Origin of the sequence: Lysinibacillus pakistanensis, assembly GCF_030123245.1 — a bacterium.
Taxonomy (GTDB): domain Bacteria; phylum Bacillota; class Bacilli; order Bacillales_A; family Planococcaceae; genus Lysinibacillus; species Lysinibacillus pakistanensis.
Genome location: NZ_CP126101.1, coordinates 424,055 through 450,260 on the forward strand (window position 1 = coordinate 424,055; position 26,206 = coordinate 450,260).

The following is a 26,206-nucleotide window of genomic DNA, read 5'->3' on the forward strand; positions in this document are numbered from 1 at the left end:
AAGCCTTCCACAATAATCTGTGGAGGGCTTTTATATTGGAAAAAGGAAGGTGTTTTATGAAAACAGACACACTCTATACATCACTTGTAGGCGGCTCCATGGCATGGGTCGCTTATTTTGTTGGTGGCGTTGACCATCTAATAAAAGCGTTAGCTATATTTATGACTATCGACTACACACTAGGATTTCTGGTGAGTTTAGTCTTTAAGAAAACAGAAAGTAAAAAGATGTTTAAAGGCTTAATCAAAAAAACAGCTATGGTATTAATGGTCATTGCTGCAGTACAACTAGACCTAGCAACAGAGAGCGGAAATTTCATGCGTAATGCTATGATTCTATTTTTAATTGGGATGGAAGGTATTAGTATGATTGAAAACTTAGGTAAGCTTGGCATTCGTGTTCCAAAATTCTTAGCGAATGCCTTTTCGCAATTACAAATTGATAATGATGATAAAAAGGGTGATAAACAATGACTAGTGTAACAACAACGTGCCGAGATTTAGCTGAACTATTACCAGCTGCACAAACTGCCTGCCGATTGCTATTTCAGGAGTGCTATAAAGCCGGAATTAAAAATATCTTCATCACTGAAACATATCGCCCTCAGGAACGACAAAATTACTTATACGCTCAGGGGCGTACTAGACCAGGGCAGATTGTTACTTGGAGATTAGACAGTAATCATACATCACGTTTAGCTTGGGACATTGCTGTTGGTCCTCCACAATCTTTATATGATGTAACGACACTTACTCGAGTAGGTACCATTGCAAGAAAGCTAGGTATTACGTGGGGTGGTGATTGGGTTGGTAGTATTGACCGACCGCATTTCGAGGTTAAAACATCTTGGAAGATGCCTGCAGGTTATAAGCTAGAAGGTAAATTGAACGTGCCTACTAATAGCAAAGGACAAGTACAACTAATCGTAGAGGATAAAAAGGAGGAAATCAAAATGACTCAAAGATGGAACCCTGGTTCACCAGCTATGAAAACTGAAACGGAAAATTTTATGGCACAGGCGGTTAAAGACGGCATCATTCAGGAATCACATTTAAAAGATTTACAGAATGGTACTATGACAACTGATCGATTAATTGGTTTGTACATTACGATTCAGCAGAGACGTAGTGAAGCAATGTCAAAAGCAATATCAAATTTATAGGTTATAAAAATAGTAAAGCCCTGGTACTCAATAATTATTTTTGAGCCAGGGCTTTTTATGGTTTAGTATTCTCTTACTTCAAATGAAGCAATTTTATCGTGTACTACATACTCAGTTACCTTTTTGTAAGGTGAAATTGTTTTTGAGAATTTGAATGTAGAAGTACCTTGTGCGGTATCAAACCAATTTAAGTAATTGTTTAAAACTGCATTAGTCACGTCATATTCTTTTGTAATACCATTCACCAAAGTAATACTTAGAATCGCACTTGAGAAGTCATTGTTTGGTTTCTTAACAATAACCGTACTTGTTGCTGAAATATCTGTGTTTTCTATTGTTGCTGTAATGATTGCTGTACCTTCACGAATTGCAGTTACATTACCATTCTGATCAACAGTGGCAATTGATTCGTCACTGCTTGTCCAAATTATTTTTGCTGTATCTGGAGAAACTGTAGCCGTTAACTTATCTTGGCTGCCTTCTAGTAGTTCTAGTGAAGCCTTATCCAATGTGATGGATTCAAGTTCTGTACTTCCTTGCTTCTTAACAGTAACTACACAATCGGCACTTAGATTTGTATTTTCTACTTTTGCTGTTACAGTAACTACTCCTTCTTTGATGGCAGTGACATTACCGTTTTGATCAACAGTTGCAATACTTTCATCACTACTCGTCCAAATTACATTTGCGCTATTTGGTGTCACAGTGGCAGTTAGTTTTTCTGTGTTACCTTCAAATAACTCTATATTATTTTTGTCTAATGAAATAGACTCTTCATTTGGATTTATTAAAAATCCATCAACATCAATTGCATCAATATATAATTGAGCGTTTTCAAATCCAATTTCTACGGTATGGATAGTATCTTCTAGATCTGTTTTTTCGTATATTAACATTTGAGGTAATACATTTCTTTTCTCATTAAAATATTCAATTGAACCATCGATTTCAACTTTACCTTTTGTAGTCTTATTAGTAAATCCAAAACCAATTAATCGGATACTTTTTCCCTTAAAAGAAAATTTCACTGTACTCTTTAAGTCATAAGTTAAAGATGCTGAATCAAGATATAAATCTGTTCTAGAATCATTTATCCAGTTACCTGTATACTTTAATGCGGGGTTTTTATCATCGTATCTTTTCCAACCAATTTCTGGTTTTTTAAGACTACTTCCGACTACCGCACTATTTTCAGGAGTATTATTTAAATTAGACACTCCTTCCTCATAATCCACAGCTTCTGCAGCTGAAGCACTTTCCACACTAACGCTAATTAGTACTAACAGCATTAACGTTAGATAAATAAAACCTTTTTTAAACAAATTAACCACTTATGTTTCCTCCTTAAAAATTGTCTAGGGTTATTTCTTTTAATAACCTACAATAACAACTTTAACCATACCTATACTTATTTACCATAATAAAAATCGTCTAATTCTAATAAAAAAAGCCACTCATTTGAGTGACTTGTGATAAGCTTTCTACAATTATCTGTGGATAAAAATATACTATTTAACTTCTACTTCAAATACTGCTGCATCATCAAACGAAATAATAGGTGCATAATGAATTTCGATTTTTCCACCTTCCATGATACCAAAGTGTTGAACTCCTTGAACCTTCTTGCCACTAGCAACGGCTCCCATACTGTTATCTAAAGCATATGACTCCATTTTATTTCCTGCGCCATCATATACAGTTAAATCCATACCATAAGATAATTCATCTTTAGCTAAATTTTCTAATTCATATTCAATTTTAATTACCTGATTCGGTTTTGTTTCATCAAATTCATTTCGAGCATCTGTTGTACTTACAGCTTTTAATGTGAATTTAGCATCTTTAAACTCAGCAGTATCACCAACAGTTAAAGTTTTTGATTTTTCAGCCTCTGCTTGTACTGATTGTGTAGTATCTTTTTCTTTAGGTGCAGCCTCTTCCCCACATGCAGCTAATAACAAAGTTGACAATGCTCCTATGTAAAATAATTTTTTCATAGTTAAAAATCCCCCTAAAATGTAATATGGTTCCTATTTTAGTTTAAATATAGGTGTTTGTACATAATAAAAAAACAGACAACTAATATTAGCTATCTGTTACTTAATCTCAAATATTTCGTTCATGTCAGTTATCCCAAGAGCTTGAATAACTTTTGTTATATGTTCACGATTTACAGAAGTTCGTCTATTTGTTGCCAGTTCACTAATAACTGTACGTGTAAGTCCTGTTTTTTCTGCTAATTCCACTTGAGACATTTCACGATCATTTAACACTTCTTTTAATTTGACTGTTAACTCCATGATTTCACCTCTTTTATTAATTCTCCTTAAATCTCATTATACACAAATCATTAGATTTAATAAATAATTTAATAAGAAATACTTGAATTATTAAATTTAATAATTTATACTCAAATCAATAAATAAATAAATTATTATATTTAATAACGAAATGAGGAATGTAAAATGCAAAACGAAAACTTACAAGAATTAATCTACAAATTAGAGGTGTGCTTAAAAACAGCAAGAACCCTTCAAGATGAAATGTTAAATCAATACTTTTTACGATATGAACCAAAAGAAAATAAGCAAGACAAAGCATTTGTTATTTTCGACTTTGAACGTATGGGCATATTTGCAAGTCTTGTACATCAACAAATTACATTGACAGAAAAACGTGTGAACAAAATTAAAATGGAAGAATTGGTTTAAAAACTGAACAGGGAGCATTCAATGAGTGCTCTCGATTGAGTTTTTAAATAAAGCGAGGTGAACGATTTGAGATCACTTGAACAACGCCGAAAATATATTCAAATGAAGATGATACAACATGAATCAATTACAGATGTCCACAAGTATCAACGAAGATTAAAACGCCTTATGAGGTATCATAAGCTGTTGACGAATTTAGAAGTAAAACAGGCACGAGAAAATTTACGTAAGGCACTTAAATAAACACGAACAATATTCATCCAATGGATCCTAGAAAGTTCGTAATTAGAAAGCGAGGTGAAAAACGATGGCATTTGAATACTTAGCGCAATATACAACATTTGAATCAATAGCTGATATGGATAAGAGTGTGGAGGACCATATCGCGGTACATTACTATGATTTGACTGAATCAGAGCGTGCCATCGTTTTCAAGCTTGCTTCTCATGCATTAGAGTATCCCGGGGCTTGTCATTTAAAAGCTGCTACTATTGCTGTAGCATTGGAGATCAGTACGAAGACAGTTTATCGAGCAATTTCAAAATTGGAATCACTAGGAATCATCAAAAAAGAAACGACTGTAAAAAGCAAAGGTGGACAAGGTGCAAGTATTTATATCATTTTGCCTTACAATGTCTCACCGTCAATGTCCGACCGTCAAAACGCTGAAAAGCCTTGTGAGAGTAGCGTTTGCCCTCCACAATCTCAAGAGCTACCATCTAGTTCTTTTAATCTTTTAACAAGCAATTTACAGGAAGTATATGAATCAGCACACGCTGAAAAAGAAGCTCATAAAGAATACATGAACAAGTACCAAGTGATGCTGTTCGATTTCATGCACTCGTTACCATTAGCAGATAATTTGAAAGATGAATTACACAAGGTTGTATTAGCTGCTCAGGTTCAAAATGCATCTGACTTCATTAGAGCTAAGAACGTAATATTCAAAATTGCTATGGATATTAAAGAAGGCGTACTGACAGTTACTAGTACATTAAGAGCTGTATTTGTAGGGGTGTATAGTAAGGCTGTAGAGCGTTCTAGTGTGAAGCCTAATAAATCATCAACTGTGGAGGGCAAAGTAAAAAGGGAACGACCAGTGCCTTTCTATAACTGGCTGAATGAGCGAGATGGTCTTTCGCAATCAATAGTGCATGATGAACCATCGATAGATAATTGGTTGGAATGGTGAAAGAGAAATTGCAGAACATGTAAATTTATATAACTAATTATCATTATTTTTTGCAACAATTTTGCAACAACACTAATTTTGACATAAAAAAATCACCCTTCAATAATGGAAGGGTGATTCGCTTAAAAGCCTTGTGGCTGTAAGAACAAATTAAAAAGCCGCGTATGCCGTAGTTATTATAGAAAGTTTTAAACCACCACTCCTCAAAGTGGGTGTTCGCAGAAGCTTTCCTGCTTATCCTCATTCACCTTGGTGTGAGGCCCGTCATTCCAACTCCAATAATAAAACTCCCTTTTACAGCTTAAAGGTTAAAACTTAATATTATACGAACAATGCAGCCTTTAAAGATATAATAAGGCATGATAAACAAACTTGCAAGTAAGATGGTTTATGAAAAAAAGTCAATGGGCAAGCATGCCAAATCGTCTTGCTTTAAATAAAAAATAGCCATACGCCCATCTAATTGTTTCATACATTATTCACAAATGCGAACAAAAAAGGCGAACAACCTTTACTTAATAGGGCGAATTATGTAAAGATAGGAGAATATATAGGATTAACCTAGCAAAAAAGTAAAGGAGGAAGCGGAAATGGCAGCTTATCCAAATTGTCCGAAATGTAATTCGGAATATACGTATGAGGATGGTGCGAATTTTGTATGTCCAGAATGTGCACATGAATGGAGTGCAGATGTAGCAGAGCAAGAAGCAGATACACTTATTGTAAAGGATGCAAACGGCAACCTACTTGCGGACGGTGATTCTGTTACAATCATTAAGGACTTAAAGGTCAAGGGCAGTTCTTCAACATTAAAAATTGGTACAAAGGTGAAAAGTATTCGTCTAGTTGAAGGAGATCATAATATTGACTGTAAAATTGATGGCTTTGGTGCCATGAAATTAAAGTCAGAGTTTGTTAAAAAAGCATAGGTATTAAAAGAGTCGAGTAAAAAAGAGCTCCATTTTCGGATAATGGATTGCGCTTCTAATCGACTCTTTTTTATTTTTAAATAAAATTTGTAAGTACTGTAACATTTAGAAACGACAGACGTTTTACTTGTGAAATCATGAAGCGAGGGGGATGCATGGACAGGCAACGGAAGAATAAGCTTGAGCAACTTTATCAGGAATATGCGAAATCGTTATATTACTTTCTGCTGAAAATGTCTGGGTCCGTACATATAGCAGAAGATTTAGTACAAGAAACCTTTGTACGAGCTACGGTATCGCTGTCATTTTATAAAGAGGAGGATGTGAGAGCATGGTTGTTTAAAGTAGCACGGAATACGTATTTAGATGAATGGCGCAAGCAAAAAAGAAGAAGGACTATCCCATTTGCCCAATTATTTTGGAAGGATGACATACTTAGTCCTTATGGTCTGCCTGAAGTTGATATTCTCAAGCAAGAAGTAACGGAGGATATCCAGTCATTATTAAAGTTTTTGCCTGAAAATTACCGCACAATTTTATATTTAAGAGAGTATGAACAATTTACATATCAGGAGCTACAAGAGGCATTGGAGCTAACAGAGGGGCAGGTGAAAATACTGTTACATCGAGCACGTAAACGTTTAGCAGAAATAATCAAGAAGAATGGAGGATTTCAAGATGACTGAATGGTCGCAGGAAAAAGAGAAAAAAATATTGCAGAAGTACCGTTTTACGTTAACCTCTCGGATATTACGTATATTGCTACTATGTGCTGTTATCTATGGTTTATATATTTTAAGCGTATCAATCATTTTTGAAAAAACACGCCCAGGTCGTAAACATATTTATAATTCATTAATAGCTTTAGAATGGCAGCAGCCAAATATAAAAGGACAATATTCAGGTTCATCTGCTGAATTAACACCACTTTTGACACAAAAATTTAGCTATCCTCTTGTGAAGCAAGTAGGGAAAGAGAACGTAATGGTAGGTGAGGTGAGTTTGGATAAAAAAATATTCAATACATCTTCATCGATGAAAATGAACTTAACTTCAAAAAGTTCTTCTTCATCTTCGAGCCTGAAATTGACAAATGAATTTGATAAATTCAGCTTCAATTTACCTGAGGATCCTCGTACAGGGAAATCGACATCATCCCAAATTAACAATGGTGTATGGAAAACGTTAGAAAAATTACCCGAAGGAACAGTTGCAGAACTAGCGTTTTCTACCACAACATTTATGAAGCCTAAAATGTTGACAAAAATGCTTGAACCATACGATGTGGAAGTTGTTTGGATGCCTATATATACAGGCGAATTCAAATCCTTTGATCCATTTCCAACTGGTGAAGGTAGTGTTAATCTTACCATTTATGATAGTTTCGGGCTAACAGGAGGATTGAAGGTTAGTGATGATTATTCAAAAATTTGGGTAGGTCAAAATTTAACGCAAGTTAGTGTTATAGATAGTCAGCGTTTAATGCTAGAAAATATGGAAAAGCTACTAGACAATGAAAAGAAAAGCTATATCGAGGATTTTCTTGGTTTGTCACATTTACAAGAACGTCATGATTATTTAAAAAAGAATGGTTTTCAGGCTTATGGTGCTGTGGTGACAGGACCAACAAAGAATTTATTAATGCTGAAAGATATAGAAGGCATATCTAATCAAAAGCTTGGTGATATTGAGCTTTGGAATTGGTATAATGACTGGTAATAGAGGGAGTTGTCTCTGGCTTTTTTGAGGCAGCTCCCAATTTTCGCTAAAAACTAATTTTCGTAAACCTACGCAAAAGAATCGCAAATGCAGCACCAATTAGTGCAAAAATGGTATGTAAAAGGGCAATATAGCCTGCACCGATCAACAGGGCCCCAATCTCCGTAAACGAGTAGTTAGTGATATAAAGCGGATTATTGATATTATTAATAATAGCCCATACGAAAACTGGTACAGAACTGATGGTAAAAACGATCCAAATATTTTTATAAAAAAAATAAGTTAGACAGCCGAAAATTGCATAGGAAACAACAAAGCTTTTTTGATTACCTAATAAGGATGAATTAATCGCAAACATAAAGGATAGAACGATAAAAATAATATGGAAAAAGCTGATTGTTCTTTTCATCGGTAAATGATAACTTGTTAACTGCTTTGAAGTGGCTAGCTGACGGCAATGCTCACAATTAGCTAAATGTTGTTCGACAAACTGTATAGTAGCTGCCTGGAGCGCTCGCTTATTATACAAAGGTAATAAATCCTCAACTATTGAACATTCCTGTGACAAAGACTTCCCTCCAATCCTCTTCTTTCATTATAGACTTTTTGAGGAAAATAAAAAAAGCCTTCCGTGAGTTTATTCATTCGGAAAACTTGTACATGCATCTTATTAAGTTGAGGTTAATACTTCATTAGTGAGAGCTTGAATATCAATATGTGTCTTTTCCTTCACAGCATCCTTCAAAATTTCAGTGCGGAAATAGTGTACGGTTGCATCTAGAGGAATGGCTAAAAGCTTGGAAAGGGCTGATTGATACATATAAACAAATTCTTTGTCAGTGTTTCCTCTCTTTAATTCAGCAAAGGCCTCATAAAATTGATCTAGCTTATCGGCAAATTCAAGTAAACGACCCTCCAACGTGCTATCCTTACCCTCTTTCATACGCTCAAAGAAGACGGCTTGAAATTCCTGAGGGATTTCATTAATAATGAATTTTTCCATCATTTTTTCTTCCACATGTGCAAGCATTTGTTTGAGCTCAGGGCTAGCATGTTTTACTGGTGTTTTAATATCGCCTATAAATACTTCAGCAAAATCATGATTAATGGTCTTTTCGTAAAGTGCCTTCCAGTTTACTGTGGCGCCATTCATTTCCTCTAATGTGGCAAAAAACATAGCGTATTGTGAAACCTTCCAAGAGTGAGCAGCTACGTTATGCTCTTCAAATTTGAAGCGGCCAGGGCAACGAATAATACGTTCTAGATCATTTAGACTTGTAAAAAATTGATGAATTCCTATAAAAATCACTCCTTTTTGTTCTATAAGTGCATGTTACTATAAACCTTACCCTCTTTGTAAAGATTTCAAACAATTTAACAATGATTCAAATGGCGTTTACAAAGGATTCACAAATGCTTCTAAAGTCGGGACAAGTTGAATGCTATAATGAAGGGGACTGCTAATAAGGAGAGTTTGCACCATGATTTCTATTTATACACTTCTTCTTTATATACATATTGTAAGCGCCATTCTTTCAATTGGGCCATTGTTTGTAGTTTTACCAATTGTTAAGAAAATGAACACTGCGGCTCATATTGAAATGCCGCCATATATCGAAGCCTTTAAGGGGGCTATTACCATTGTCAAGCATTCTGGGCATGTTCTTGTTGCGTCTGGCATTTTATTAATGTGGCATGCGGGCTATCATTGGAGTACATCGTGGATAGTCCTAACATTTCTTGTTATGTTGGCTTCTATTGTTTTTTTGGCAAGAGCATTCAAACCAACCTTAAGGACATTTAATACATCCGCCTATGACCAGAAAAAGTTTGCTTTATTGTTACGGCGAAAGGCATGGATGTATATTTGTTTATTGCTAATTATGTTATGGCTGATGGTCGCAAAGCCTGTTCTTTGGTAAAGAAATACGCACCCATGGGGGAGTGCGTATTTTTTATTATATGGTAAGCAATCTCTTGAAATAACTCTTACGAATAAATAAGTAACTAATCATGAATAGGGCTAAGAAACAAAGAGAGCTTATCATGGAAACTTGTAAAAATGTGATTGAAATCATCGTTCGCAGGGCAAACAAAGTAATAAATAACATCGTAATGGCTAGAGCAAATGGTACAAATATAAGGATTGCCAGCTCTTTTGAAACAACAGTGAATAATTCCTTTTGAGAAAGACCGAGCTTCCGTATACTTGTGTATTTTTCTCTTTCCTGTATAAGGGTTGTTTGTAAATAAAAGTAGAGAATACTCATAGCTGCACTTAAGAAAATAAGACTCAACATAGAACCGATAAAAAACATCACACTTTTCACAAACATTTCCGAATCATACAATGCTATTTTGGAAGTGACATAACGATTATCAGGTAAAGATGGTATATGCTCCATAATTTTATCAGCTAGCTCCATATATGCTGTCCAATTTGCTAACTCAAAGATATATACTTGATAAATAGGGAAATGAATACTTTCATAAAGCTGGTCAGGTACAATAAAATAGGTGTTCTGGAAGCCAGTGGATAACAAGTTTTTTTCATCTATAGATGCAAGCTTTAGATTTTTAAGAATCTGATCTTTATGCTTATTTGATATTGGTTCTAAATCACGATTTCCAGCAACAGCTATAAATTCATCATCATGTAAGCTAACCGATTTATTTTTTAACAAATTATAAGTAGAAACAGACATATAGCCGAGTCGTTCCTCTTCATTGGATTTAAATTCAATAAAATATTTCTGGGAATCAATTGTGGATAGTTCCTTTTCTAGATAATCAATATCGTCTTTTACCATATTTGAATCTGCTTTAGGATCAGCTATATATTGAAAGCTATATGGATAGTTTGCTTCACTATCCTTTGCAACATTGTAGTAGGAGCTAAATAAAATACTGGTACATAAAAATACACCACTTAATAAAATTGTGATTAAAAACAGCATATTTGCATGAGATTTCATTTTTGCATTTAAATTAGAAACTAGTAGCATATTTGTTTTTCGCACATAGGCTGGCGATTTCTCAAAAATTTTTAGAAGGAAGTGCATTCCCTGCGATATGATGAGATAAATCGAGCAAAGAAAACTTATAAAAAATATTAAATAGTAAAGAACACCGAGGCTTTCAACAAAATGATGATTTATTTTTAATAAATAAGCCAGTGTAGCTGAACATATGATACTAATACCAAATAAGTAAGGATGCTTTGGTATAGATTTTTCAACGATAGTGTCACCCTTTAAAAGCTGAATGGAGGCTTCTTTATTAATAAATCGTGTGACAATTTTTGAAATCACTACAAATAATCCAATGAATAGCAAAATTGTAAGTACCATTGCTTTTAGAGGAAAATACATACCAAAAGTTTCAGCCTTTAAAACGACTTTGGCCCCCATTAAAAGAAGAGGGGTAATAACAAGACCAAAAACAATTGCTGTTATTATTGCCAAAGCACCTATTAAGATATTTTCACGAAAGATGAGTGTGCGAATTTGCTTCATAGATGCCCCAGTTATCATAAAAATCCCAAGTGTTTTTGTTTTTTTCTTTAAAAATGCCATGATAGAGTAAGTGATATAGATAAATGAAAACAAATAGACGAGCATACTCGCCAAAAGTAGTGATATACCAAGTGTTGAATCTGGATCTAAGCTATTTAAACTTGGATGAAATGCAATGATTGTAAAGAGAAAGAAAATTATGATCGAAAATACGCTACTAAGAAAATAGGAAATATATGTCCACTTATCACGCAAAATATTTTGCACAACAATATGATTAAAGCTCATGCTGTCCACCACCTAGAAATGCGAGTGTATCCATAATTTCCTGATAAAACTGCTTGCGATTATGACCACGATGAATTTCGTTATATAATTTACCATCCTTAATGAAAATAATCCGACTGGCGAAGCTTGCAACATATGGATCGTGTGTCACCATTAGAATGGCTGTATTTAATGCTGTATGAATAGAACTAAATAAGTTCATCACATCGTTTACAGCTTTGGAGTCAAGATTGCCTGTAGGCTCATCTGCCAATAATAAAGTTGGTTCATGAATAACTGCTCGTGCAATGGCTACTCGCTGTTTTTGCCCACCAGAAATTTCATAAATCCTTTTTGATAGTAGCTCTTCAATGCCAAGAAACTGAGATACATTTTTTAGGCGTTGGTTCATTTTATCGGCAGGTAAACTATCCAATGTTAATGGTAATAATATATTTTCCTTCACGGTTAATGTGTGGACAAGATTAAAATCCTGAAATACAAAGCCTAATTCTTTACGGCGAAATTTAGCAAGCTCATCGTCATTTAATGTATATGGATTTCTACTATTTATAAGGATTTCTCCAGCAGTAGGGCGATCAATTGTGGACACACTATTTAAAAATGTTGTTTTTCCGCTTCCTGAAGGCCCCATAACTGCTACGAATTCATTTTCTCCAAGCTGAAAATTGATACCATTCAATGCTCTATAGGTGATTTCTCCGATATATTCTTTTTGTAGATTGGACACTTGTAGGATACTGTTTCCCATCTTCAACAACTCCTTACTTTAATTGATAGCTCTATTATAAAAAAGGAGCCGTCATATACCTATTTAGCTATATGACGTCAATATGACAAAGTTGTCATATTACTTTTTTCCGCTTATTTGAAAAATCTATGGTAAAGGTTGTGGTATTGTTTAGAGATAGTAAAGTGAAAGGGTGCTCTAACGAAGTTAGTATCTTCTTCACCAAATAGAGGCCAATCCCTGTTGCTGCACCACCCATTCGTCCTTTTGTACCTGTATAAAATAAATCAAAGACTCGGGAAATCTCGCTCTCAGGAATGGTCTCTCCCTCGTTTTTAATTTGTAAAATAGCATCGTCATACATGATTTGAATGGAGCTTTCAGAATCCCCGTATTTAATAGCGTTATTGAGAATTTGATAGAGCGTAATTTTTAACCATTTCTGGTCTGAGTAAATAATAGGGTTGTCAGTGAATACTATTTTGGGGAAAATTTCCTTAGCGATGAAATAATCCTTTAAATTGTTGATTACCTCCTGAACCAGTTCCTTTAATAGGAGTGCTTCAATTTTTAAATCCGCAGCAAGATGGGAAGTACGTTCATAACTGAGTAGTTGGTTGAGGGTAAATGTCATCTTGTCACATTCATTCTTAATAATTTGCCACTCGGATGGATTACTTGCAGCAGCATTAGGATTAGATTGAATAATCAATTGAATCACTGATAGGGGTGTTTTCATCTGATGGGCAAAATGAGATAACACAAGCTGTCTTTCATTTCCTTGTTCTTCAAGTAGTTGCTGCTGAGTTAAATATAAATACTGCATTTGACGTAGCTTTGAGCTATAGGCTTGTTCAATCCAAGCTTGAGGTTCAAATAAGTGTAAATCATTATGTGTGAGGGTGTTGTTTTGTAAATGGGCATACAATTTCCTTCTACGAAAATAACGACCAACTAGCCAAATCGTAAATAAGAAGCTAACGAGAAAAATAAAATAGAAATAGTGCGATGATAAATCATCCAATACTTGTATGAGCCAAGGAAGAAACAGAAAGCTTATAGCGTAAAGGATAATGACACTTGCATGATCTCGAAAAAAAAGTTTCATTCTTCTACCTCCACTAATTGGTAGCCGAGTCCGCGAATGGTTTTAATTTCTAGTAAAGATTGAATGACTTCAAATTTTTTACGTAGACGGCCAATGTTCACGGATAAGGTGTTTTCCTCAACAAAGGTTTCATCATCCCAAATGGCACTTAACAGCTCTTGACGAGTAACAACATTCGGATATGAATCAAATAGTAATTTGCAAAGCTGCATTTCTTTTAATGTTAATAAGCTCTCCTGTTTTGCTGTTTGAAGACGAACAGTATCAGTATTTAAAGTTGTATTTGCAATGGTGATGATAGAAGAGTCAGAAGAAGCATATTCTCCATATGTACGACGGATAAGACCATTCACTTTTGCCATAAACACATCAAGTGAAAAGGGCTTAGTCATAAAATCATCTGCACCATTTTCTATACCGTAAACCTGATCAATATCGTTAATACGCGCTGATACAATGATGATCGGACATGTGGAAAGCTGGCGGATTTTCCTTGACCAAAAATAGCCATCATAGGTTGGTAGGTTAATATCCATAACCACAAGATGGGGTTGAATAGTCTGAAATTCTTCTACAATATGATGGAATTGCTGGACAGTATAGCATTGAAATTGATATTTTGTTAATTGCTCTGTGATTAGCCTTGAAATATTAGCATCATCTTCGATTATGTAAATTTTGTACATAGTATCGACCTTTCTTTAGTTACCTTCTTATATTGTACCCTGATTTTTTAAAATCTATGTAACTCTACATTATAAAGAAGAGCCACCACAAATCCAATTGAGAGTGTGATGGCCCTTTTAAAATTAATTTTTGGGAATGCGGAAAGATATAGTTGTTCCTTTATTAAGTGTGCTTTCAATGTGCAATCTTTGTCCATAAATCCTTTTTAGGCGTAAATCAGTATTACGGATACCTATGCCAGAGTTAGTACTTTTATTATCGTTACCTGATTGTAATTCATGTAATATGGTCGGATCTATACCAACACCATTATCAATAACACTTATTGCTACAAAATCAGGACCATCTTTAATACGAATACAGACTGTACCGCCCTTTTCCTGTTTTAATACGCCATGACGTATTGCATTTTCTACTAAATTTTGAATGGAGATAGGGGGAATATCAATATTTATATGATTATCAATATCCCATTCGATATGTAGTAGTTGCCCAAAGCGCTGTTGTTCAATATAGAGATACGAGTTTACTAGCTCTAATTCTTCCTTAAGCGGAACAACTCGCTGCAGATTTCGCACATCAAAGCTTGCATGGAGATATTCACCAAAATGATGCAATAAGTTAATCATACGATCCGTATCGATGGTACTAAGTGATGCAATTGTATTTAAAGTATTAAATAAAAAATGTGGTTGTATTTGGGCTTGTAGCCAAGCAGTCTCTAATTGCAATTGTTGATGGATGCTATATTTGAGATCGATCAAAGCGCGGCTTCGAACCTTTAATTCAAGAGCATTAATTGGCTTTGTCACATAATCATTTGCCCCATGTGCAAAGCCAATGTAAACATCTTCCGGATATTTTCGAGCTGTTAATAATAATATTGGTAATTCGAGTAAGGAATAATGCTCTCGCATCATCTCAATTAATGCATAGCCAGAGATATAGGGCATCATGGCATCAATTATAACTAAATCCCAATCATTGTCCTTTAAAGCAGCTAAAGCCATTTCACTGCTAGTTACAGTTTTAACAGCATACTCGGTTGGTGCAAATAAACTACGCATTATTGTTAAATTTACCAGATCATCATCAACCATTAAGATTTTGAATTGTTTTTCTGTTATAGAGGCCAGGATTTTTTCTTCTGCTGGAACTGCTGTAATCTCATGCTTTAAATAGTTATGCTGATCCTTTACGTTTTCCATTGCTAAAGGCAAAGTAAAATAAACATCAGATCCTTTGTTAGGAATAGAATGTATTTTCAATGTGCCTCCATGTAATTCAATAAGCTTTTTAGAAATCAATAAACCAAGCCCAATTCCATCATCATTTTCGCTTCCCTGCTCGTATGGGGAAAATAACCGACTTTGAATCGAATCATCCATGCCTAAACCAGTGTCATGGATAAGGATAACAGCCATATTCTTTTCTATATGTGCACTAATTTCAATAGATCCAGCATCTGTATATTTAATAGCATTATGTAAAAGATTAAAAAGAATTTGGATTAAGCGCTTTTCATCAGCAAGTATATTAGGAAATGATTGAGAAATAGTAGAATTCATGTGAATTTGTTTTCCATTTGTAATAAACCTTAGCATATCAAAAACCCCATATACAGCGCCTTGGATGCTAATAACTTTTTTATGAAGATGTAGATTTCCTTCTTTTAAGCGAGTGTAATCCAATATGTCATTTAATGTGAAGGACATACTTCTCCCAATATCAATGAGATACTTAAGATTTTCATGATCCTCAGCCACTAGCTTATTATTAGGATTATCATAAATGGACTGTCCTAAAGTAATCATCTTATTCATAGGATCCCACAGCTTCTGTGAACTACTTGATAAAAACTCATCCTTTAATTCATCATCCTTTTGTAATTTAGCCACTAAAACTTTAATTTGCTCTGTATTTTCAAAAAAGCGTTTAAACCAGTAACTCGAAAACCCAAGCATGATAAATAAATAGTCAAGTGGATAAACCGGTATATCAAAAACATAAATAGATTTAATAAGCCCCCAGATAACTCCATTTGTTGTACTAAGAGCTGTAAGAGCAATAAAAACAGAGCTCTGTGTTTGATTTTCAATGTACTCTCTTAACGCAAAGGCGACTACAAATAAAAATGAAGCAGCATAAAGAATAAAGAACAGCAAATTTGATATATACAGCCATTTAATAGGTAAAAGTACAATCAATAGAGCTCCTAAAGCATATAAATGAAAGAACAGCTGAAAACATTTTGCATAACGATATTTGACTAGTAAAACACGCATAAATTGGACAAAGAAAAAAGAAGCCCCTAGATAAATGACTGACGATAGTTTAAATGACCAAGCATACTCTAAATGTAACCAATCTAATATAGAGCGATCAAAGGTTATTAACTCATCGGCTAAAGGCAATAGAAAGCCAACGGTGAACAGTAATACAATAGGTTTTCGATAAATAAATAAAAACACTAAAATGCTGAAGAGTGCGAATATGATGAGCATAATTGAAATAGTCGCAAGTGATAGCTTGGTAACCTGTTGATGATGTATCATAGCTGTTGCTGAGCTAAATAAAACTCTTTTACTAATAGTAGGACTTTCTGAAGTATCAAAATTAGATACGTGTAGTACTAAGTCCATTTCAGATTGCTCATTTGTAAAATAAACAGTATAAGGGGCAGCTTGACCTCTATGGCTTTGTGGGTTAGAAGCAACTTTGCCTGATTGCCCAACTAATTTACCATTAATATATAATGCTGAAGCTGTAGATACAGCTGGAATTCGAATAGCGTAATGGTTATCTTTAGCTGCATTAGTATTAAGTTGAATTTTTAAACGATATGTACCGTAGCTTTGTGCTTTTTTCCCTGCATCTTTTATAGGAATCGTTTGCCTATTAACGCTGGAAGAATAAGTGAGTGTACGATCGTTAATGGTTAGGGGGTCTACTAAATCTGGATAATAGAGCCATTCACCATTGAGATGAAGAACTTCATCTTCAGGTAACTGCTGATGTCGAATATCAAATATTCCTTCATGGGCGACAGGCTGATTACTGGAAGGAAGAAAATATGATAGCCATAGTAGGCGAAGAATGGTCAGAGCAATAAATATTAAAACAATAGTAAGTACACGACTAGCGGTATTTTTAAACAGCGACATAAGGACCTCCTAAATGGTCTTCTGAATAAGAAAAAGGACTATATTTACCATGCCATGAAAATCAGAAAATGGAAATAAGTAATTCTCTTAAAGAATACTTTAAGATATAAAGATGTTCACAATGTCTTAAATATAGTTCTTTTTGAGTTTCATTATATTTCTAAAGTCGGTTAAATTTAATCAATTGTTAAGTATTTTTTAAGAACTATGTCGTATGATGATGGAATAAATATATCAATTTTTATGAGTAAAAACATAGATAAGATTTAACGAAAAAATCATCTCAATGGGAGAAATGATCTATTGTGGGTAAATACAAGTTAAAGTTATCGTTTGTTATTGTGAGTATGATAATCATCGTTGTACTTGCGACATCTGGTGTTAGTATTTGGAGCAGCTATCGAAATTTTAACGACATTCTTACGCAAAATAAAAACATGATGCAAGAGAATTATGTAAGGGAACTTTCGGCCATGTCCGAAAACTATATACAGGAACGATTAAATGACCCTAATCAAGCACAGTCCATAGAACTTAATATGGAGCAACTGGTTGGTAAAATACATGATGAAAATACCATTTCATTTAGCACCTTTTTCAAAAGTATGATTGTTCCTTTATTCATTTTGTTTGTAATTATTTTGATAGTAGCAATATGGATTGCTTTAAAAATTGTACGACCTCTCCAAAAACTTTCTACTAGTGTAGAAAGAGCGGAAGGGGTTCAAGAGCTTGAAGTGATTAATGATTGGTATGATGAAGTGCGATCGTTAAAAGAAGTAGTGGAGAACGTTGTAATTCTTTCAGAAAGTAAAATATCTGACTTAACAAATCAGCTAAATTTAGACTCTTTAACAGGAATTCCTAACCGTAGAAGGATGGATCAAATTTTAAATGAGTTAATTTTTAATAGAGTACCCCATGCAATAGTCTTAATAGATTTAGATGACTTTAAAAGTATAAACGATACATACGGTCATACTATGGGGGATGAGGTTTTAAAATCCTTTGCTAATCATATGCAGAACAACATTGGTAAACAGGGGATGTGCTTTCGCTATGGTGGGGAAGAGTTTATGGTCATATTACCGTCCGCTACAGTTGATATCGCTATTGAAATAGCTGAAAATCTACGAATAAAGCAGGCTTTACTAGATACCGCATGTGGACGGCCGGTAACATTGTCTGCAGGTATTACGGCTTTTACAACAAACATTATGAATCCGAATCAATTAATCTCCATTGCAGATCAGGCATTATATAAAGCGAAACAATCAGGCAGAAACTGTACCTGTGTCGTTGATGAGCTATCAGAAAAAATAATCAAATAAAAAAAGCGCAAAAAATAAAAGTATGCTATAAGTTACATCTAGCATACTTTTTTGTATGAATAATAGTTGTTATAATTCCTGTGATAACGCATTAAAAAGCTCCGTTGTTTCTTGATTTGGTAAAATCTCAAGATCATTTAACAAGGTATCTCTAAATTTATTGTAAATTTTCACAGCACTTGCTCGATTATCTATTTCGATATAGTGTTGCATTAGTTGTTGAATAGTTTTATCAGAATATGGATTATGTTCAAAGGCTAAGAGTAAGATATGTTCTCGCTTTTTTACGTCATTTATGGCTGTATAATGGGCTTCAAGATCATGCAGCAAAAGCGTAAATTGGTTATTCATATAATTGGCTTTACTAATAATCCACGGATAATCTAGTGTAGCCATGTATTCGCCTTGATACTTTTGTATAAGTGCCTCTGCCTTCTCAATATTGAGCCTTCCACTCTCCATTTTCTCATTTAAGATCTGCTCTAAGTCATAAGCATCACATTGGAAATCTTCAAGCTGTAAAATATAACAGCCATTTGCATACTGAATCACATCTAAATAGCCTAATGTAGAAAGTGTTGTACGGAGATATGAAACGGTTGTATGCAATTGCACCCTAGCTTTCTTATAGTCTGTCTCAGTCCATAAAGCGTCAATAATAGTATCCCGGGGAATGAGGCTATTAAGATTAGAAAAAAGAAAGGCAAATAACTCCTTTGTTTTTACCGTTCTCCAAAGTACGGTTTTATCATCATATGAGACAACGAAACCTCCAAAACATTGAATAGTCAATAAGGATTTTTGTTGATCTACTACAGGAAGTGACTTCTTTTCTTGGTGGAAGAGTGCTTGGATTCTATTTATGGTTGTCTCTAAGCGAGCTTTTGAAATAGGCTTTAATAAATAATCAAGTGAGTGAATTTCAAATGCTTGAATTGCATAATCACGATATGCTGTAACGAAAACGATATAGATGTTTGGATTCCATTCTTGGAGAAGATGTGCAACTTCTAAACCGTTCATGCCAGGCATTTCAATATCTAAAAATGCTACTTGAAAGGACAGGTTTGGTCCTTCAGCCATCAATTCTTTTACAGTTGTAAAAGTTTTAATAACCTCTATTGAATCAAACTCCTCTAACTTTTTCTCCATGTTTATAAGAGCTAATGGCTCATCGTCCATAACAATTACTCGAATCAAAAAGGGCACCAACTTTCAGATGTTTTTAACCTAAATCGAAAATGAGGATAGGTTAATATGAAATTTCTATCACGGTTCCTTTGTACATTCGATTGTTAGCAAGTTGTTGAGATTTATTGACAATCAATTTGACAATGATTAACAAGGTCATATTTAAATGGAGTGCGTCTCGCATTGCGTGTGGTAGTCTATCTTTTTGCAGCTTTAGCTCCTTAGAAACCAATATCGAATAAGTCTCCATCCTACATTCCTCCTTTCCTCTATTATCGGATGAAAACATTGTTTTTCCAACATTTAAAAGATGTGAATCATTAACATTTGATTTAGTTTTTATCCCATAAAATTGTGTTATTTGCTAAATATATGATTGGTATTGTATATTTTTCTGTTTTTATAGTAATAATTTGTAATATCAGGTCCATTGTCCTGAGTTATTAAACGCATTCTCTAGCATCGATTGCATAGAAGAGCCTATCTCTAGCGTGCTAGCACCAGATTGCAAAAAAATAATAAAATATGGAGGTAATATGAAATATGAAAAAACAAGCATTTGCATTAGCTGTGGCATTGACCTTTAGTCTAAGTGTATTTACGGGTTCTTCCTCTGCTGAGGAAATAGACAGGGTTCAAATTGGCAACACACTTTGGGGAATCTCAAAAGTTTTTAATTTATCTATAGAAGAATTACAGCAAATAAGTGAAATAGATTCAACCTGGATATATCCAGAGCAAACTTTAAGCATAGTTAAGGGTGATGAGAAGCCTAAGGATCAACATCTTATTGAAAAAGGTGATACTTTATTTAATATTGCACTCACAAATAATGTAACGATTGCAGAATTAAAGGAATGGAATAATCTCTCATCTGACTTAATTTTTGTAGGGGAGCAATTAGCCATTAAGGCGTCAGCGGCAAAGCCAAAACCAACCGTAAATAAAGTACAAAAGCCAGCAACAACTACAAAAGGGGCAAGTGCCGCAACAAAGGGGACAGGTAAAACATTAACGATGCGTGCAACTGCTTATACTGCATATTGTGAAGGCTGTTCAGGTATTACAGCAAATGGGACAGATATTCGATCTAATCCAAATTTAAAGGTAATTGCTGTAGATCCAAGGGTTATTCCTCTAGGCACAAAGGTTTGGGTTGAAGGTTATGGGGAGGCAATAGCGGCGGATACTGGCGGCGCCATTAAAGGCAATAAAATTGATGTCTTTATCCCTTCAGAGGGACAAGCCCGGAAGTGGGGCGTCAAGCAGGTAACAGTGAAGGTTTTAAATTGATGTCAGGAAAAGGGATATCTCATAGGAGATGTCTCTTTTATTTTTTTAGATAAATCGAATAAGTGTGAGGATTGTTGGGAACTATCAGAAATAGAGGAGGTATTTATTATGAAAAAAATAAGCTTGGTATTTATGTCTCTATTGGTGTTTGTCGGAGGCTGTGGTTTTTTTGAAAAGAAAGAAGAGAAAGTGGCGGTTAATGCTAAATCCCCGCTGACAGCAACCGCAAAAGTAATCGGTAAAGATAATGAAAGCTATGGAAATGCGTATTTTCAAGAAGAGGATAATGGGGTTATGATGACGCTAGCGTTATCGGGATTGCCACCAGGGACGCATGGAATTCATATACATGCAGTTGGAAAATGCGAACCGCCAACCTTTGAATCTGCTGGACCACATTTTAATCCAACATCTAAAGAGCACGGGAAGCTCAATCCAAAAGGCTATCATCTAGGAGATCTTCCGAATTTAGAAGTTGGTGAGGATGGCAATGTGGATTTGAATTTTTTAGCTGAAGGGCTGACACTAGAAAAAAATGCGGCAAATTCGTTACTAAACGGGGAAGGTACAGCCTTAGTTATCCATGAATCCGAAGACGACTATAAAACAGATCCTGCTGGTAATTCTGGTGCAAGAATTGCATGTGGAGTCATTCAATAATAGTGAGTACTGTATCTGAAGGCAATTACTTTAGGTACAGTATTTTTTTGAAATGGTAAATAAATAGTTGCCATTTCTGCATTTTTATACATATACATTTCGTTTTATTTAAGAGGGGAATTTATTAAGAGAGGAATTTGTTGTTTAATAGAGAATATTTCGGGGTAATAGAGATATGATTGGAATTGGTTTAAAAATCGGTGTATTTTTCAAAAATACTGAATTTACCGTAAATAGATTGACATTATTATACTAAATTTGATAATTTTAAATAGATTCTTAAATATAACCAAGGGGGAAGGTTACTATGAAGAAAAAGCGCTTTAATCTATTTCTGCTCTTAACAGCAATTGCACTCTTAATTCTGGCTGCATGCGGGGCCGATGGCGGAACAGGTACCAAGGGTAAGGATAATTCGGCATCTTCTGACAAGCCAGCATCCGACATTAAATTAATGAGCTTACTTACAGGTGGAACACAGGGAACTTACTATGCATTAGGTGGAACATTTGCTGATTTTATTACTACAGAAACAGGTATTAAAACTACTGCTGAGGTATCACAAGCCTCTGCTGCAAACATGAATGCATTGGAAGCAGGCAAAGGTGAGATTGCATTTGTTCAAACAGATATTGCTTATTATGCTACTGAAGGAAAGTTAATGTTCAAAAAGAAAATTGATACAATTGCGGCTTTGGGTGCTCTTTATCCAGAGACGGTACAACTAGTTACAACTGAGGCATCTGGAATAAAGTCATATGCAGATTTAAAAGGAAAAAAGGTATCTGTAGGTGCACCAGGGTCTGGAACTTATGCAAATGCTGAACAATTACTTGAAGTTCATGGACTAACAATGACTGATATTAAAGCTCAAAACCTCGATTTTGGGGAATCCACAGATGGTCTTCAATCAGGTCAAATTGATGCAGCATTTATAACAGCTGGTACACCCACAGCGGCAGTTGAGGCATTAAATGCAACGACGAAAGTAAATATTATTGGTGTAGATCCTGGTAAAGCAGATGCATTAATTGAGAAATATCCATACTATGCAAAAGATACAGTAAAGGCTGGAACTTATGGTATTGCTAATGATACTGAAACAGTGTCAGTTCTTGCGATGCTTGCAGTGAGAAAGGATCTTCCAGATGATGTTGTTTATTCAATGACAAAGGCTATCTATGATAATAAAGATAAAATTTCCCATCCAAAAGGAGCGTTCATCAAAGCAGAAACTGGTTTAGCTGGTATAAGTATTGATGTTCACCCAGGTGCACAAAAGTACTTTGACGAAAAGAAATAATGTAATAGCTAACAATTATCGCTTATAGTGAGTGAAAAGTAATTAATAAAGAGGCTCGGGTTGCGTAAAGCTTCGGGTCTCTTTTCTTACTTTAAATCCTGGTGAAAAGTCAATAGCTTTTTAAGTGGAGGAACAAATGTTGTGCGACAGAGGAAAGCGCTTATAGTTTTTGCTATTTTATGTAGTATCTTATGCCTAGTTATTTTTCTTCCTTTCCAAAAGGTATTCGCATTTACGGAAACGCGCACTGTGCATCCGATACTGCATTATATACCACTAACAACTGAGGAGACCTTTCAAATTAGATACACTCATTCTATTCATAAATCGGATGTGCTAGAACATTATCAATACATAGGTGGGAAGCGTATTCAAATGGTAGGAATGGAGTATGAAGATTTAGCAATTGGTATGCCGAGCAATGCTGAGGAGAATCAAATATTTACAGAGCGTAATGGTAAATATTATTTACAGTTTAACAACGAAATTATCGACAATTTTACAATATTTATTGGTGATTTAGATTTAGCTCTTGTGTTGATATACGAGCACTATGAATATGATTTAAAAAAAGATTTACAAAGGGGTAGTTCTTATTTATTTGAGGTGAAGCGTTTATCACTTTATGAACAATGGAAAGGAGTAAGGATGAGATGACAAAACAGCAAAAATTAGAAGACAAAGAAAAAGTAGAAGAATTCGAACAAATATCTGCTGAGGAGCAGCAAGCAATCCTTGAGAAATACGATATAGAATCGAATGTACGAACAATTACTGGCATCATGAAGCATGTCATTTTCTTTGGACTATTAGCATTTTCATTGTTTCAATTATACACAGCAATCTTTGGCCAATTTCCAGCTCAAATACAGCGTACAATTCATTTAGGATTTGGTTTAACACTTATTTTCTTGCTGTTCCCTGTTCGGAAAAAAGCTGCAAAGCATAAAATTGCATGGTTTGATTATATTTTAGCAATCCTATCCATTGTAGTAGGTTCGTATTGGACTATTAATTACACGAATCTTGTAAATAGTAATGGAACGATTACACAATTGGATTTTATAGTTGGAATAATTGCTGTTGTATTGGTTCTTGAGGCAGCTCGTCGTGCAGTTGGATTACCAATTACAATCATTGCAGTTGTGTTTTTGATATATGCGTACTTTGGTCCATATTTTCCTTCATTTATGGCACACCGCGGTCAGGATATAGAGAGTATCGTTAATCTTATGTATTATACGACTGATGGTATTTTTGGTACGCCAATTAGTGTTTCTGCTACATTCATCTTTGTATTCTTACTTTTTGGTGCTTTTCTGGTAAAGACAGGAGTAGGGCAATATTTTAATGATTTAGCCGTAGCTCTTGCAGGTAAATTAATTGGGGGTCCTGCTAAGGTAGCGGTGTTTTCCAGTGCGTTACAGGGGACAATTTCGGGAAGCTCTGTTGCGAATGTTGTAACATCAGGCTCATATACGATTCCTATGATGAAAAAGCTTGGGTATCGAAGAGAGTTCGCGGGTGCAGTTGAAGCAGCGGCCTCTACTGGTGGTCAGTTAATGCCACCAATTATGGGTGCAGCAGCATTTTTAATGGTTGAATTTATTGGACGTAACATAACATATTGGGATATTGCGAAGGCAGCTGCAATACCTGCGCTGTTGTATTTTACAGGTATTTGGATTATGACGCATTTTGAGGCAAAGCGTGTAGGATTAAAGGGTTTACGTGATGATCAAATGCCAAATCGACGAGAGGTATTTAAGAAAATTTATTTGCTGTTACCAATTATCGCTATCATCATATTAATGCTAACAGGTACACCAGTGATGCGTGCTGCTCTCTACGGCATTATTATTTCTATAGGTGTAGCAATGTTTAATAAAGAAACACGATTAAAGCCAAAAGATATTATTGATGCACTAGTTGAAGGAGCACGTACAGCTCTTGGTGTAGTAGCTGCAACTGCCTGTGCAGGTATTATCGTTGGTGTTGTAGTAAAAACAGGCTTAGGCTTAAGTCTCGCAAATAGTTTAGTATCATTAGCCGGTGGTAGCATTATTTTAACACTAATTTTTGTTATGATTGCCTCATTAATACTAGGAATGGGGGCTCCTACAACTGCAAACTATGTCATAACATCAACAATTGCTGCTCCCGCAATCGTAGCTTTATTATCACCGAACACACCACAGGAATTGGTGCCAGTAGTTGTCTTATTATCAGCTCATTTCTTTGTGTTCTATTTCGGCATTATTGCTGATATAACACCACCAGTAGCACTCGCTGCCTTTGCGGCTTCAGGTATTTCTGGAGGAGATCCTATTAAAACAGGTGTAAACTCAGCCAAACTTGCCATTGCTGCGTTTATTATTCCTTACATGATTGTCTTTTCACCTTCTTTACTAATGATTGATACTACGATACCACAAATTTTATGGGTCGTATTTACTGCAATTACCGGTATGGTAGCGATTGGGGCAGGGGTAATCGGTTACTGGTATCGTAAAATGCTTTGGGTTGAACGTTTGATAGCAATTGCTGCAGGTCTATTACTAATCTATCCAGAGAAATTCTCGGATTGGGCAGGGCTAGCAATTTTTATCATATTGTTTATCATTCAGTTTATAACACAGCATAAAGACATTCCTGGAAAAAGGGACAAGAATGATACTAGTGTAACAGCGTCTTAAATACTTAATGAAATTTAACAGGAATCTGCTGATTATTATAGGGATTAAACCATTGTATAAGGTTTATTTTCCCTATAGTTTTCATGTAGATTCTTTTTACTTTCTGAAAAGTCTTTATCCATATTATGGTTTACATTAATCTAATTAAGTGATTGGTTTTATATTTATTATGCATATGTAGCATTATTTGTTGCTTTTTTATAAAAAGGCAATGTATAATTCTATTATCAGAAAATTCTATTAAATAGGGGTGATAAAATGAAAAAGCTGTTCAATTCGAAGTTTGAAACGTATTTAATGGATCAAGAGCCTGAATTAGCGATGGAAGAAGAAAAAAATGAAGAGCAGGCAACAATCATTCACTATGATGAATATCCACAAGGTTTTTTTACAAGTTTATAATATGTATTTGATGGACTGTGTGAAAGAGACTAAACTTTCAGCACAGTCCTTTTGTTTCGTATATACGAAATATGAAATTTGTATAAAATATTTGAATATGGGTCGAATTACATATGTACTTTTCT

Annotated in this window: 28 protein-coding genes and 1 other RNA gene; 16 read left to right on the forward strand and 13 right to left on the reverse strand. The window is 34.8% G+C overall.

Annotated elements, in window-relative coordinates; translation table 11 throughout:
• Positions 1 to 56 precede the first annotated feature (56 nt).
• Together QNH24_RS02140 and QNH24_RS02145 are read left to right on the forward strand one after the other, a co-directional pair.
• Complete coding sequence (locus QNH24_RS02140) at positions 57 to 473, forward strand: phage holin family protein (protein WP_283870539.1); 417 nt, start codon at positions 57 to 59, stop codon at positions 471 to 473.
• The gene (locus tag QNH24_RS02145) at positions 470 to 1,162 is read left to right on the forward strand and encodes a M15 family metallopeptidase (protein ID WP_283870540.1); all 693 of its coding nucleotides are present in this window, start codon (positions 470 to 472) and stop codon (positions 1,160 to 1,162) included. Before QNH24_RS02140 ends, QNH24_RS02145 begins: the two co-directional genes overlap by 4 nt.
• 62 nt (positions 1,163 to 1,224) lie before the next feature.
• Here the strand turns inward: QNH24_RS02145 and QNH24_RS02150 are convergent, their stop codons facing one another.
• The 3 genes from QNH24_RS02150 to QNH24_RS02160 form a co-directional block, all read right to left on the reverse strand.
• Complete coding sequence (locus QNH24_RS02150; protein ID WP_283870541.1) at positions 1,225 to 2,493, reverse strand: Ig-like domain-containing protein; 1,269 nt, start codon at positions 2,491 to 2,493, stop codon at positions 1,225 to 1,227.
• A 177-nt stretch (positions 2,494 to 2,670) separates the two neighbouring features.
• Positions 2,671 to 3,159, reverse strand: coding sequence for a DUF4352 domain-containing protein (locus QNH24_RS02155; protein WP_283870542.1), 489 nt, complete (start codon positions 3,157 to 3,159; stop codon positions 2,671 to 2,673).
• Positions 3,160 to 3,258: 99 nt separating this feature from the next.
• Positions 3,259 to 3,462 (reverse strand): helix-turn-helix domain-containing protein, encoded by a 204-nt coding sequence (locus QNH24_RS02160; protein WP_283870543.1) that lies wholly within the window; start codon positions 3,460 to 3,462, stop codon positions 3,259 to 3,261.
• 165 nt (positions 3,463 to 3,627) lie between these two features.
• Between QNH24_RS02160 and QNH24_RS02165 the strand changes: the two genes are divergently transcribed.
• The 3 genes from QNH24_RS02165 to QNH24_RS02175 all read left to right on the forward strand — a co-directional run bounded on the left by QNH24_RS02165 (position 3,628) and on the right by QNH24_RS02175 (position 5,065).
• Positions 3,628 to 3,873, forward strand: a complete 246-nt coding sequence (locus tag QNH24_RS02165) for a hypothetical protein (RefSeq protein WP_283870544.1) — start codon at positions 3,628 to 3,630, stop codon at positions 3,871 to 3,873.
• 66 nt (positions 3,874 to 3,939) lie between these two features.
• Entirely contained in the window at positions 3,940 to 4,116 is a 177-nt protein-coding gene (locus QNH24_RS02170) for a hypothetical protein (RefSeq protein WP_283870545.1), read from the forward strand.
• A 64-nt stretch (positions 4,117 to 4,180) separates the two neighbouring features.
• Positions 4,181 to 5,065: a helix-turn-helix domain-containing protein gene (locus QNH24_RS02175; protein WP_283870546.1), complete on the forward strand. Its 885-nt coding sequence runs from the start codon at positions 4,181 to 4,183 to the stop codon at positions 5,063 to 5,065.
• A 151-nt stretch (positions 5,066 to 5,216) separates the two neighbouring features.
• Here the strand turns inward: QNH24_RS02175 and ssrS are convergent.
• Positions 5,217 to 5,409, reverse strand: a non-coding RNA gene (gene ssrS, locus QNH24_RS02180) — 6S RNA.
• 246 nt (positions 5,410 to 5,655) lie between these two features.
• Here ssrS and QNH24_RS02185 point away from each other — a divergent pair.
• The 3 genes from QNH24_RS02185 to QNH24_RS02195 all read left to right on the forward strand — a co-directional run bounded on the left by QNH24_RS02185 (position 5,656) and on the right by QNH24_RS02195 (position 7,713).
• Positions 5,656 to 5,994 carry a zinc ribbon domain-containing protein YjdM gene (locus QNH24_RS02185; RefSeq protein WP_054772394.1) on the forward strand — a complete coding sequence of 113 codons (339 nt, stop codon included), beginning with the start codon at positions 5,656 to 5,658 and terminating at the stop codon, positions 5,992 to 5,994.
• 155 nt (positions 5,995 to 6,149) lie between these two features.
• Entirely contained in the window at positions 6,150 to 6,680 is a 531-nt protein-coding gene (locus tag QNH24_RS02190; RefSeq protein WP_283870547.1) for a sigma-70 family RNA polymerase sigma factor, read from the forward strand.
• Positions 6,673 to 7,713 (forward strand): anti-sigma factor, encoded by a 1,041-nt coding sequence (locus QNH24_RS02195; protein ID WP_283870548.1) that lies wholly within the window; start codon positions 6,673 to 6,675, stop codon positions 7,711 to 7,713. The genes QNH24_RS02190 and QNH24_RS02195 overlap by 8 nt, the downstream gene beginning before the upstream one ends.
• 46 nt (positions 7,714 to 7,759) lie before the next feature.
• Here the strand turns inward: QNH24_RS02195 and QNH24_RS02200 are convergent, their stop codons facing one another.
• Both QNH24_RS02200 and QNH24_RS02205 read right to left on the reverse strand, forming a co-directional pair.
• Entirely contained in the window at positions 7,760 to 8,281 is a 522-nt protein-coding gene (locus tag QNH24_RS02200; protein ID WP_283870549.1) for a zf-HC2 domain-containing protein, read from the reverse strand.
• Between the two features lie 102 nt (positions 8,282 to 8,383).
• Entirely contained in the window at positions 8,384 to 9,022 is a 639-nt protein-coding gene (locus tag QNH24_RS02205; protein ID WP_283870550.1) for a YfbR-like 5'-deoxynucleotidase, read from the reverse strand.
• Positions 9,023 to 9,194: 172 nt separating this feature from the next.
• On the opposite strand from QNH24_RS02205, the gene QNH24_RS02210 reads away from it, so the two are divergent.
• Positions 9,195 to 9,635 (forward strand): hypothetical protein, encoded by a 441-nt coding sequence (locus QNH24_RS02210; RefSeq protein ID WP_283870551.1) that lies wholly within the window; start codon positions 9,195 to 9,197, stop codon positions 9,633 to 9,635.
• Positions 9,636 to 9,671: 36 nt separating this feature from the next.
• On the opposite strand, the gene QNH24_RS02215 is transcribed toward QNH24_RS02210, so the two are convergent.
• From QNH24_RS02215 to QNH24_RS02235, 5 genes are all read right to left on the reverse strand, one after another.
• Complete coding sequence (locus QNH24_RS02215; RefSeq protein ID WP_283870552.1) at positions 9,672 to 11,516, reverse strand: FtsX-like permease family protein; 1,845 nt, start codon at positions 11,514 to 11,516, stop codon at positions 9,672 to 9,674.
• The gene (locus QNH24_RS02220) at positions 11,506 to 12,267 is read right to left on the reverse strand and encodes an ABC transporter ATP-binding protein (protein WP_283870553.1); all 762 of its coding nucleotides are present in this window, start codon (positions 12,265 to 12,267) and stop codon (positions 11,506 to 11,508) included. Before QNH24_RS02220 ends, QNH24_RS02215 begins: the two co-directional genes overlap by 11 nt.
• Before the next feature lie 94 nt (positions 12,268 to 12,361).
• Positions 12,362 to 13,354, reverse strand: coding sequence for a sensor histidine kinase (locus tag QNH24_RS02225; protein ID WP_283870554.1), 993 nt, complete (start codon positions 13,352 to 13,354; stop codon positions 12,362 to 12,364).
• Complete coding sequence (locus QNH24_RS02230) at positions 13,351 to 14,040, reverse strand: response regulator transcription factor (protein WP_283870555.1); 690 nt, start codon at positions 14,038 to 14,040, stop codon at positions 13,351 to 13,353. Before QNH24_RS02230 ends, QNH24_RS02225 begins: the two co-directional genes overlap by 4 nt.
• A 123-nt stretch (positions 14,041 to 14,163) precedes the next feature.
• Positions 14,164 to 17,205 (reverse strand): hybrid sensor histidine kinase/response regulator, encoded by a 3,042-nt coding sequence (locus QNH24_RS02235; RefSeq protein WP_283870556.1) that lies wholly within the window; start codon positions 17,203 to 17,205, stop codon positions 14,164 to 14,166.
• Positions 17,206 to 17,510: 305 nt separating this feature from the next.
• Between QNH24_RS02235 and QNH24_RS02240 the strand changes: the two genes are divergently transcribed.
• Complete coding sequence (locus tag QNH24_RS02240; protein WP_283870557.1) at positions 17,511 to 18,536, forward strand: GGDEF domain-containing protein; 1,026 nt, start codon at positions 17,511 to 17,513, stop codon at positions 18,534 to 18,536.
• A 69-nt stretch (positions 18,537 to 18,605) separates the two neighbouring features.
• Here the strand turns inward: QNH24_RS02240 and QNH24_RS02245 are convergent, their stop codons facing one another.
• Together QNH24_RS02245 and QNH24_RS02250 are read right to left on the reverse strand one after the other, a co-directional pair.
• Positions 18,606 to 19,736 carry a response regulator gene (locus QNH24_RS02245; protein ID WP_283870558.1) on the reverse strand — a complete coding sequence of 377 codons (1,131 nt, stop codon included), beginning with the start codon at positions 19,734 to 19,736 and terminating at the stop codon, positions 18,606 to 18,608.
• Positions 19,737 to 19,788: 52 nt separating this feature from the next.
• Positions 19,789 to 19,977, reverse strand: a complete 189-nt coding sequence (locus QNH24_RS02250) for a hypothetical protein (protein ID WP_054772405.1) — start codon at positions 19,975 to 19,977, stop codon at positions 19,789 to 19,791.
• Between the two features lie 293 nt (positions 19,978 to 20,270).
• Here QNH24_RS02250 and QNH24_RS02255 point away from each other — a divergent pair, with 293 nt between their 5' ends.
• The 6 genes from QNH24_RS02255 (at position 20,271) to QNH24_RS02280 (ending at position 26,081) form a co-directional block, all read left to right on the forward strand.
• On the forward strand, positions 20,271 to 21,020 hold the full coding sequence (locus QNH24_RS02255; protein WP_283870559.1) for a LysM peptidoglycan-binding and 3D domain-containing protein: 750 nt from the start codon (positions 20,271 to 20,273) through the stop codon (positions 21,018 to 21,020).
• A 108-nt stretch (positions 21,021 to 21,128) separates the two neighbouring features.
• Positions 21,129 to 21,680 (forward strand): superoxide dismutase family protein, encoded by a 552-nt coding sequence (locus QNH24_RS02260; RefSeq protein ID WP_283870560.1) that lies wholly within the window; start codon positions 21,129 to 21,131, stop codon positions 21,678 to 21,680.
• Positions 21,681 to 21,987: 307 nt separating this feature from the next.
• Positions 21,988 to 22,983 carry a TAXI family TRAP transporter solute-binding subunit gene (locus tag QNH24_RS02265; protein ID WP_283870561.1) on the forward strand — a complete coding sequence of 332 codons (996 nt, stop codon included), beginning with the start codon at positions 21,988 to 21,990 and terminating at the stop codon, positions 22,981 to 22,983.
• A 141-nt stretch (positions 22,984 to 23,124) separates the two neighbouring features.
• The gene (locus tag QNH24_RS02270) at positions 23,125 to 23,640 is read left to right on the forward strand and encodes a DUF1850 domain-containing protein (protein WP_283870562.1); all 516 of its coding nucleotides are present in this window, start codon (positions 23,125 to 23,127) and stop codon (positions 23,638 to 23,640) included.
• Positions 23,637 to 25,679 (forward strand): TRAP transporter permease, encoded by a 2,043-nt coding sequence (locus QNH24_RS02275; RefSeq protein WP_283870563.1) that lies wholly within the window; start codon positions 23,637 to 23,639, stop codon positions 25,677 to 25,679. The genes QNH24_RS02270 and QNH24_RS02275 overlap by 4 nt, the downstream gene beginning before the upstream one ends.
• Before the next feature lie 258 nt (positions 25,680 to 25,937).
• Entirely contained in the window at positions 25,938 to 26,081 is a 144-nt protein-coding gene (locus QNH24_RS02280) for a hypothetical protein (protein ID WP_283870564.1), read from the forward strand.
• The last annotated feature ends 125 nt before the right edge of the window (positions 26,082 to 26,206 follow it).

Coding starts and splice junctions, on each gene's coding strand:
- QNH24_RS02140 (WP_283870539.1), top strand. CDS start 57: ATGAAAACAGACACACTCTATACATCACTTGTAGGCGGCTCCATGGCA.
- QNH24_RS02145 (WP_283870540.1), top strand. CDS start 470: ATGACTAGTGTAACAACAACGTGCCGAGATTTAGCTGAACTATTACCA.
- QNH24_RS02155 (WP_283870542.1), bottom strand. CDS start 3,159: ATGAAAAAATTATTTTACATAGGAGCATTGTCAACTTTGTTATTAGCT.
- QNH24_RS02160 (WP_283870543.1), bottom strand. CDS start 3,462: ATGGAGTTAACAGTCAAATTAAAAGAAGTGTTAAATGATCGTGAAATG.
- QNH24_RS02165 (WP_283870544.1), top strand. CDS start 3,628: ATGCAAAACGAAAACTTACAAGAATTAATCTACAAATTAGAGGTGTGC.
- QNH24_RS02175 (WP_283870546.1), top strand. CDS start 4,181: ATGGCATTTGAATACTTAGCGCAATATACAACATTTGAATCAATAGCT.
- QNH24_RS02185 (WP_054772394.1), top strand. CDS start 5,656: ATGGCAGCTTATCCAAATTGTCCGAAATGTAATTCGGAATATACGTAT.
- QNH24_RS02190 (WP_283870547.1), top strand. CDS start 6,150: ATGGACAGGCAACGGAAGAATAAGCTTGAGCAACTTTATCAGGAATAT.
- QNH24_RS02195 (WP_283870548.1), top strand. CDS start 6,673: ATGACTGAATGGTCGCAGGAAAAAGAGAAAAAAATATTGCAGAAGTAC.
- QNH24_RS02210 (WP_283870551.1), top strand. CDS start 9,195: ATGATTTCTATTTATACACTTCTTCTTTATATACATATTGTAAGCGCC.
- QNH24_RS02215 (WP_283870552.1), bottom strand. CDS start 11,516: ATGAGCTTTAATCATATTGTTGTGCAAAATATTTTGCGTGATAAGTGG.
- QNH24_RS02220 (WP_283870553.1), bottom strand. CDS start 12,267: ATGGGAAACAGTATCCTACAAGTGTCCAATCTACAAAAAGAATATATC.
- QNH24_RS02225 (WP_283870554.1), bottom strand. CDS start 13,354: ATGAAACTTTTTTTTCGAGATCATGCAAGTGTCATTATCCTTTACGCT.
- QNH24_RS02230 (WP_283870555.1), bottom strand. CDS start 14,040: ATGTACAAAATTTACATAATCGAAGATGATGCTAATATTTCAAGGCTA.
- QNH24_RS02235 (WP_283870556.1), bottom strand. CDS start 17,205: ATGTCGCTGTTTAAAAATACCGCTAGTCGTGTACTTACTATTGTTTTA.
- QNH24_RS02250 (WP_054772405.1), bottom strand. CDS start 19,977: ATGGAGACTTATTCGATATTGGTTTCTAAGGAGCTAAAGCTGCAAAAA.
- QNH24_RS02255 (WP_283870559.1), top strand. CDS start 20,271: ATGAAAAAACAAGCATTTGCATTAGCTGTGGCATTGACCTTTAGTCTA.
- QNH24_RS02260 (WP_283870560.1), top strand. CDS start 21,129: ATGAAAAAAATAAGCTTGGTATTTATGTCTCTATTGGTGTTTGTCGGA.
- QNH24_RS02265 (WP_283870561.1), top strand. CDS start 21,988: ATGAAGAAAAAGCGCTTTAATCTATTTCTGCTCTTAACAGCAATTGCA.
- QNH24_RS02275 (WP_283870563.1), top strand. CDS start 23,637: ATGACAAAACAGCAAAAATTAGAAGACAAAGAAAAAGTAGAAGAATTC.
- QNH24_RS02280 (WP_283870564.1), top strand. CDS start 25,938: ATGAAAAAGCTGTTCAATTCGAAGTTTGAAACGTATTTAATGGATCAA.